The 7,464-nt window shown below is 57.8% G+C and carries 7 protein-coding genes and 3 pseudogenes; 7 read left to right on the plus strand and 3 right to left on the minus strand.

Annotation, left to right across the window (positions count from 1 at the left end; translation table 11 throughout):
* From AWB81_RS46110 to AWB81_RS38965, 4 genes and pseudogenes are all read left to right on the plus strand, one after another.
* Nucleotides 1–339 (plus strand): annotated as a pseudogene (locus tag AWB81_RS46110) (IS4-like element ISCku4 family transposase); the annotation flags it as partial.
* 30 nt (nt 340–369) lie between these two features.
* Nucleotides 370–600 (plus strand): annotated as a pseudogene (locus AWB81_RS38955) (manganese catalase family protein); the annotation flags it as partial.
* Nucleotides 601–1,102: 502 nt separating this feature from the next.
* Nucleotides 1,103–2,272, plus strand: coding sequence for a zinc-dependent alcohol dehydrogenase (locus AWB81_RS38960; protein ID WP_062643532.1), 1,170 nt, complete (start codon nt 1,103–1,105; stop codon nt 2,270–2,272).
* 169 nt (nt 2,273–2,441) lie between these two features.
* Nucleotides 2,442–3,614 carry a YihY/virulence factor BrkB family protein gene (locus AWB81_RS38965; protein ID WP_062643534.1) on the plus strand — a complete coding sequence of 391 codons (1,173 nt, stop codon included), beginning with the start codon at nt 2,442–2,444 and terminating at the stop codon, nt 3,612–3,614.
* A gap of 754 nt (nt 3,615–4,368) precedes the next feature.
* Here the strand turns inward: AWB81_RS38965 and AWB81_RS38970 are convergent.
* From AWB81_RS38970 to AWB81_RS47660, 3 genes and pseudogenes are all read right to left on the minus strand, one after another.
* The gene (locus tag AWB81_RS38970; RefSeq protein WP_235026146.1) at nt 4,369–4,533 is read right to left on the minus strand and encodes a DUF2934 domain-containing protein; all 165 of its coding nucleotides are present in this window, start codon (nt 4,531–4,533) and stop codon (nt 4,369–4,371) included.
* A 560-nt stretch (nt 4,534–5,093) separates the two neighbouring features.
* Entirely contained in the window at nt 5,094–5,336 is a 243-nt protein-coding gene (locus AWB81_RS38975) for a DUF6723 family protein (protein WP_062643536.1), read from the minus strand.
* 247 nt (nt 5,337–5,583) lie between these two features.
* Nucleotides 5,584–5,875, minus strand: a pseudogene (locus tag AWB81_RS47660) (pseudouridine-5'-phosphate glycosidase); the annotation flags it as partial.
* Between the two features lie 283 nt (nt 5,876–6,158).
* Here AWB81_RS47660 and AWB81_RS46115 point away from each other — a divergent pair.
* The 3 genes from AWB81_RS46115 to AWB81_RS38995 all read left to right on the plus strand — a co-directional run bounded on the left by AWB81_RS46115 (nt 6,159) and on the right by AWB81_RS38995 (nt 7,374).
* Complete coding sequence (locus AWB81_RS46115; RefSeq protein ID WP_159939007.1) at nt 6,159–6,314, plus strand: hypothetical protein; 156 nt, start codon at nt 6,159–6,161, stop codon at nt 6,312–6,314.
* A gap of 243 nt (nt 6,315–6,557) precedes the next feature.
* Nucleotides 6,558–7,130, plus strand: coding sequence for a response regulator transcription factor (locus tag AWB81_RS38990; RefSeq protein WP_087135507.1), 573 nt, complete (start codon nt 6,558–6,560; stop codon nt 7,128–7,130).
* A 4-nt stretch (nt 7,131–7,134) separates the two neighbouring features.
* On the plus strand, nt 7,135–7,374 hold the full coding sequence (locus tag AWB81_RS38995) for a flavin reductase family protein (protein ID WP_235026147.1): 240 nt from the start codon (nt 7,135–7,137) through the stop codon (nt 7,372–7,374).
* Nucleotides 7,375–7,464 lie beyond the last annotated feature (90 nt).

Here is a 7,464-nt window from a genome sequence, read left to right on the forward strand (position 1 = left end):
AACGGCGATCAATACCTTCATCGCGAGTCGCCCGAGTACCGCGACGCCGTCAAGCGCAAGACCCACGCCTATCACGTCTTCATTCAGGCTGGCATCGTCTGCCAGGGACTGCTTCAGTACCTGGCAGCGGTATTCCCTTCACTCGTCTGGAGTTCCTTTGGATCCTGGCTGCGCACCATCCGTCCCGGCATCCCTCCATCGGAGTTGGTTGTCGCCAGTGCACTACGACAATGCCTGCCCGAATTTCTCGTGAATAGCGCCAAAACCAATTTCTTCGCGAAATTCATCGCCGAAAGGCAGGACCCTGACACCTTCGAGATGTTCCGACTGGCCACATAACCCCAAGACTGTGCCGAACTCGGCACTCTTGAGTACAACATGTCGTCGGGTAATGACGCGCGCGGTCCGTGGAATGAAGGTGCGGATTGGGTGTTCGTCGAAGATCCGCAACCCGCGGTCGATGGCGGAGATGGTTTGGCGACAGTCGGAGTGACTGATGCGGACGTGCAGGTCCTGCAAGCAATGGCTTCGCGCACCGCATCGGATGCCAGTTCAGATCGTACGACAGGTGCCGATCTTGGGGCGGGTCAGGTGATGTAGGGCAAATGAGGGCAAGTGACAGTCTCCGCGCTTTACAGCGCGGAGACTGTGTGATCTAGCTGTGATTTATCTAAGCGGAAATGCTATGCAGATGCGGTTACCGTACTGCAAGACAGCAACTTCGAAGACGCTCTTTCTGAAGGCTCAAAAGGTTTGCTATTCCATACAAAGGTTGGAACCGATCTCTTTTTTTTCGAGAGGAAATTGTCCTGCAGCTTTCGAAAAAGGTGATTGCCATTTTGGCACAGAGTTAACCCGGAGCGATACTTCGAAGTAGCGGAGTCGGCTCTTGGAGTGCGTCCTCACGATGCGCTCATCGCCCCCTTCGGCGCAAGTTGAAGGATCTACGCAGCCGCAAACTCTCTTTTAACCGAGGCGGCTCGCCGCGTTCCCTTGCGATGCGCGGAACACCTGTTGCTTGACCAAAGTTAGCTCCGTCGATCCCGGTCTCGACATCCGCCGAGCCATAAACATCGATGGACAACTTCACGAGGAGACGGTCATGAGAGCACTACGTTGGCACGGCAAGCACGACATTCGTTGCGACACGGTTCCGGACCCGAAGATCGAACACGGCCGCGACGCGATTGTCAAGGTCTCGACATGCGCGATCTGCGGCTCGGACCTGCACCTGTTTGACGGTTTCATGCCGACCATGAAAAGCGGCGACATCATGGGCCACGAGTTCATGGGGGAAGTCGTCGAGGTGGGGACCGAGAACAAGGCGCTCAAAGTCGGCGACCGCGTGGTCGTGCCGTTCACGATTTTCTGCGGCGAATGCGCCCAGTGCAAGCGCGGCAATTTCTCCGTCTGCGAGCGCAGCAATCCCAACAAGGAAATGGCTGACAAAGTGTTCGGCCACACCACGGCCGGTCTCTTTGGCTACTCGCATCTGACGGGCGGCTATGCCGGCGGGCAGGCTGAGTTCGTACGCGTCCCCTTCGCCGACACGACGCACATCAAGATTCCGGACGGCCTGACCGACGAACAGGTGCTCTTCCTCGGCGACATCTTTCCAACCGGCTGGCAGGCCGCGGTCAACTGCGACATCGAGCCGACCGATACGGTCGCTATCTGGGGTGCGGGCCCGGTCGGGCAGATGGCGATCCGCAGCGCGATCCTGCTCGGCGCGAAGCAAGTGGTCGTGATCGATCGCGTGCCCGAACGGCTTGCGATGGCGAACGCGGCCGGCGCGATCACCATTAACTTCGACGATGAGAGCGTGCTTGACCGACTGAAAGAGCTGACCGGCGGCAAGGGTCCGGAAAAGTGTATTGATGCGGTCGGCATGGAATCGCACGCGACCCGTTCCTTCGACGCGATGTACGACCGCGTCAAACAGGCGGTGATGCTTGAAACCGACCGTCCTCATGTGCTCCGCGAGATGATCTACGTCTGCCGGCCTGCAGGCACGCTCTCCGTTCCGGGCGTCTACGGCGGCCTAATCGACAAGATTCCGTTCGGCGCTTCAATGAACAAGGGCCTCACCTGGAAGATGGGCCAGACGAATGTCAACCGTTGGACGGACGACTTGCTCAAGCGCATCCAGGAAGGCCAGATTGATCCGTCCTTCGTCATTACGCATACCGTCCCCCTCGAAGAAGGCCCGGGCATGTATAAGACGTTTCGCGACAAGGAGGACGGCTGCATTAAAGTTGTGTTGAAACTCTGAAGCTTGAGAATCGAGCCTTAGCGCCCAGGGAGTCGCAGCGGGGCGCCGCCGAGTGCGACCGGCGCCCCGCTGCGACGGCATTCAAGCAATTCAAAAGGCGCTGGCATGAGCGCTGCTGTTGCGCAGGAGTTAGACCACTTTCGACTCAACCGATCCAGCGAGCACCGCCATGAACACCCTGTCATCACCACATGTGCAAGCCGTCGTCAAGAAAGACGCCGCTTGGGCACTGCGCGCATTTAAGCGCTTCAGTGAAGATCGCTGTGCCGCGATGGCCGCGAGCATCGCGTTCTACTCCGCCTTTTCCCTCGCACCAACGCTAGTGATGGTCATTGCCGTAGCGGGTTGGGTGTTCGGTCCGGAGGCAGCGCGCGGACAGCTTTTTGGGCAAGTCAACGGTATGCTCGGTGATCAGGCGGCAGCGAGCGTACAAAGCATTGTCGAAAATGCTCATCGCAGCAGCGGGACGGGAGTCGCGGCCATCATTTCGTTCGTCCTTCTCGTCGTAGGCGCCTCCGCGACGTTCTCGTCGCTCAATACGGCACTCAACATTATCTGGCCTGCGACGGGTAAGCCGAAATCGAGCGTCGCGACGCTGGTGCGGGTACGGCTGATATCGCTCGGACTGGTGCTGGGTGTAGCATTCCTGCTGATTGTTTCACTCGTCCTCGACACCGCAATTCAGGCGGCCGGCAAGTGGCTATGGGGCACGTCGCCGCTCGTCATCGTCGGCGATATCGTTCAATTCGTTGCGGGGCTCGTCATTCTATCGGTGGCATTTGGCGCGTTGCTGAAGTTCCTGCCAGACGGTCACGTAGCGTGGCGGGATGCGCTTGTCGGCGGGGTCATCGCAGCCGTGCTGTTTTCGGTTGGAAAAAAGCTCTTCGCGCTTTACCTGACGCACGCGGGGACGGCAAACGCTTTTGGCGCGGCGGGCTCCCTCGCTGTGTTGCTGATGTGGCTGTATTTTGCGGCCGCCGTTCTATTGTTGGGCGCTGAATTCTCCGCGGCGCGGGCGCGCGATGATAGCGAACGCACGCAGGACGACGCGACACCTTCGCTCTCGTCGCAAGCGCGTGAACTACCCTCGGCCTCCGCCGCGCTTGTCAAACACGAGGCGGCATCAACTCGCGCACCGTCGTTGGACCTCACAGAAAGGCTCGTCGCTACCGAGGCGCGTGTCGCGCGGACTGCGGCGCAGGCGCTCCAAGGCGCGGGCCGCGCCCTGGATCAGACAAATCTTATGGTGCGTCAAAGGCCGTGGAGCGCCGCGCTCGTCGCGATGACAGCGGGACTCGCACTCGCACTCGCTACCGGTCAAGGAAAACGTCACGACCATTGAGTGTCATCAGCTGCGTCCAGTTGTAGTGCCAGTGTCTCACAGGATTTTCTCAACCTGTGTCGCGACTTCATTCGCAGTCGTACGCCCGCGACTACAGTGATGTCATCGAAAACTTCGCATCCGTAACGCGCGGCGTCAATGCTGCCACGGTTCTCGTGACTCGTGCCGACCGCCTTGCGGAACGCCTAAGGCGTGTGTTCAGGCGAATGAAAATCCGTTTCCGACAGACGGCGCTTTCCCGCACAGTCGGAATACCTGCTCTCGGGGCGGGTGCTGGTTGTCTCTTCGATTGGCGCGTGTCCACGCCCGCGAATTCTCAAAAAGGAGATGCTGCGCCGTTCTGGTCAGCGACAATGACGCCTTTTCTGTCAGCGACGCGATAGCCGCGTACAAGAGTAAGCAGGGCCGCGAATTCATTTGCTATGCCGGCACGCCTTCGACAACGCGCGCGGCAAACCGGTACTTTGTTCGATCTCACAGCTTGCGATGGACCCATCGTTCATCGGTTGTGTGTCCAGCCAACGGAATTGTTGACTTCTCCGATGCTCCCATCTGTAGTGTTGAATCACGAATACTCCCGCATTCGAAAGGACGACTAGCCCTGACAGCACTGCGGACTTCGCCCCCAGCCACGACTGAATCCCTGAGGATTCGCGACAACTTTTGATTCTGGCCCGTCATCCCGGCCCCATGAGGTGCGTGGAGCGCTCCGCCAGGAACTGGGCTCCCTACCGCAAAGCTCGACGTGACAGTCTCAACTGCTCGGCAGTGCCTTCGCCTGCTCATCACGAAGCTCGCGTTCAACCATCTCACGCGCCTGTTGCCAGTATTCGTCGGCACATCCTTCCATGCTTCCGTCCTGTTGCCAAAGCTCATAGGCCCGCATGCGGATTCGCTGCTCTAACGTATGCCCGTTCAATGGACCTCCTTGAAGTAAAGACAATAACAGTGGACGTTGATCTGCTTCACAGGATTCACATTGTGCCTTCGCAACACAGCTTTCTACCCTGTCCCTCCTCCGCCCTCGCAAGCGTACGCGAAATACGCCGAGGTCATCCTTCTCGATCGACGGCCACTTTCGCAACGGAATCAGATCAACTCATTCGAGCTCGCTAAAACTGATGCCTCGACTCTCCTCGTCAATCAAACGAAGAAGCTGCGCATAGTGTCGCTTTCTCGTCGCGATTAAAGTTCCATTGAAAGAAGATAGATGCGCACCCAGGCTCTGTTGTCGTCGCTAGGGGAGCTACATTCGCGCACGACAGTACCGTAATCTATAGAAGCGCGACTACAGTTCATGTCGCACTGTAAACATTAAAGGTCTCGACGAAACCTCTAGGGATTTCTTCAATTGCTATTGCGTTCGGAATTGATGACCTCTCAACCTCTGGGCCTGGTCGATCATCCAATGGCTCAATGGCGATCCGAGAGCTCTTAACTCGGCAGCGGAACACGCATTTTTCGCGGCAGAAGGTGTCCTCAGAGCTCTGGCCGGGCCAAATCGGCCGATACGATTTCGCCGCCACATCGTCGCGCCGCGGCGATGGCTTCTTCCTTGGTCTGAAATGGGCCCATCTCGCTGGCTCCATCGAACGGATAGAGCAGCCGCCCATCAGTCGCCCTCACGACCTTCAACGTACCAAGAAAGCCCGTCGTCTTGCTTCCGCGGTATGACGCGTAAATATGAAAGTCGGCTTCTGTAGCGCCAGGGGTTGGCGGCATTACTCCTCGCGGATATACGACCAGCTGCGGACGCTTCGGTAGAATACGACTCATGTTGAACACCGCAAAGTTGATAGAGCGAGGCAGGGCGTACGACGCTCCGACGTAACCGCCAAGGCTAGGGCGGAGGTGGTGAGGTTCTTTTCACCGTGCAGCCATTTGCAACGTTCTCTAGCATAATTTGTACCTCGAAAGCGTCGCTTTCAAACTGCCGGATCACATTCGCTCCCGTCCGACGATAATCGACCAACGCTAACCTAGCACCGACCTCGGCATTGTGTTTCACGAGCGCCATGTTGGTCGCCAGGCTGCGTCGGCGCGTCAGTTCGTGGATGCGGGCCAGCACAAACGGTGTCACCGCCTTGCCGGAGATTCCCTGCGCCGTTGCCTCGCCGAGCACTTTCAGTCAGAGCGTCGATTTCTTTCGCGATCGTCGCAGACGCTTCTGAGACCGGAGCGCTCAACAACACGCCGCCGGCTAAACCCAGGTCTCAGCTGGTGCGAATCAAGCGTGATTGCGCCGCCGCGTCGTCCACCCTAGCCATCGGCCTGGCCGTAGCCCGCAGGGTGCTCGCGGTCGAACCGCCCGAAGCGCTCACGCGCCTCATTTCCACGCCCGCCGATCCGCGCCACGGAGAGGCTGTCAAAGCCTCTGTTGTTTCTTCCGATATTTCATCGACGCGAGAAACAGCTTGAGACTCAGTAGGGTCAAGTCGACCGTTTACTACGCGATCGTGCGCTGCTTACTCTTTGCAAGAGGCCAGTAGATGCTAAATATTTTGTGTTGCAATGCAGTATGACGCTCATCGCAGCGAGGGATTGATGAACACGCAATCCGTGATTGTTTTCGTGCGATTTGCCTCTCGCGAGGTTTCGGCAGAATTTCAGCTGTCGATGGGACGCCTGGTCGTGATGGAGGGAAGTGAGGGCATTGAAGTGTTGCATCCGCCGGATTTGTGGATGCCCTCGCGTCGCTGAATCATGGCCATGGATGAGGAACGTGTCCGACGCCTGCCGACCTTCATCAGTTCCTGGAGCGCTACCTTGCGGCCGGGCTGCGAGTGGAATTGTCGTCGACTGAATGAAGATCAAAACGGTCGCATACTGCCTGACATTGATCTGCATCTTGCGTGAAGGACGGTGGCCTCAGAAGAGTTCGACCTCACGAGCCTTCGAGCCGACCTGCCTGCCGCATGATGGATATTGCCTTGGTGACCAACTATGCGCGTGCTCTTTGTAGAAAACGATACGCGTCTCTGCGAGACGTTCCGAGATCTCGCCAGGTCTCTGGGGCACCTCGCGGCTGTCGCATATGACGGGCATCAGGCGATGTTGCTGACGCGAGAGAACCGATACGACACCATCTTTCTGGACATTGGCTTGCCGGATGCGGATGGTCGCGGCGTTTGTAAACGTCTGCGGGCGGCGGGACCGAGCAAACTTGCATGTGTTGTGGCGGTCACAGGTGATGAGCGGCACGTGCAAGAACCCTCGGAGCATTTGATGCAGCATTTCTCAAGCCGCTTACGGAGGATGGATTCAAGGCTGCGCTCGCTGCGTGCTGAACAATTCGGTGATTCCGTATCGCAAAGTAGTCCTTCGACCAGCGTGCTTACATCTACGCAGTGCAAGTCTAAGTCTTTTCGCAATTTGAGGCTCGCCGAGACGAGTGAAACGGCGAAATGGCAAGAACCGATTAATGAAGAGAAGAATTTTCACGATGGGCGCCGGACACTCGGGCGAACCAATCTACAAGATTGCCGGGCGAAGCATTCGAGGAAAAAATATGGCTGAGCGCATGGCAGACCTCTTCCGGCATTTGACGACTGGCGTCTATGTGATTGGCGTCGCTCACGGCGATCTCCGGAATGCATTCACAGCGAGTTCACTCGTACACGTGTCCTTTCGTCCTCTCCTCGTCGCGCTTAGCGTCAATCCGGAAAATGCTTCGTATCCGATCCTGCACAGCGGGCGGGTTTTCGCGGTAAGTGTGTTGGGAGCGGACCAGCTAGATTCCTTGACTGAATTGATCTTGTAGCAGTCGAGTCAAGTTTCTACGCGGCGATTTTGACCTGATCGCACCAGGTGTTAACGGCCTTCTCAGCGGTGCGGAAGCTGCGCTGCAAAG

Source organism: Caballeronia arationis, assembly GCF_001544975.2.
Taxonomy (GTDB): Bacteria; Pseudomonadota; Gammaproteobacteria; order Burkholderiales; family Burkholderiaceae; genus Caballeronia; species Caballeronia arationis.

Excerpts from the sequence above, each read along its gene's own strand:
- AWB81_RS38960 (WP_062643532.1), top strand. The coding sequence starts at position 1,103 with ATGAGAGCACTACGTTGGCACGGCAAGCACGACATTCGTTGCGACACG.
- AWB81_RS38965 (WP_062643534.1), top strand. The coding sequence starts at position 2,442 with ATGAACACCCTGTCATCACCACATGTGCAAGCCGTCGTCAAGAAAGAC.
- AWB81_RS38975 (WP_062643536.1), bottom strand. The coding sequence starts at position 5,336 with ATGCCGCCAACCCCTGGCGCTACAGAAGCCGACTTTCATATTTACGCG.
- AWB81_RS46115 (WP_159939007.1), top strand. The coding sequence starts at position 6,159 with ATGAACACGCAATCCGTGATTGTTTTCGTGCGATTTGCCTCTCGCGAG.
- AWB81_RS38990 (WP_087135507.1), top strand. The coding sequence starts at position 6,558 with ATGCGCGTGCTCTTTGTAGAAAACGATACGCGTCTCTGCGAGACGTTC.
- AWB81_RS38995 (WP_235026147.1), top strand. The coding sequence starts at position 7,135 with ATGGCAGACCTCTTCCGGCATTTGACGACTGGCGTCTATGTGATTGGC.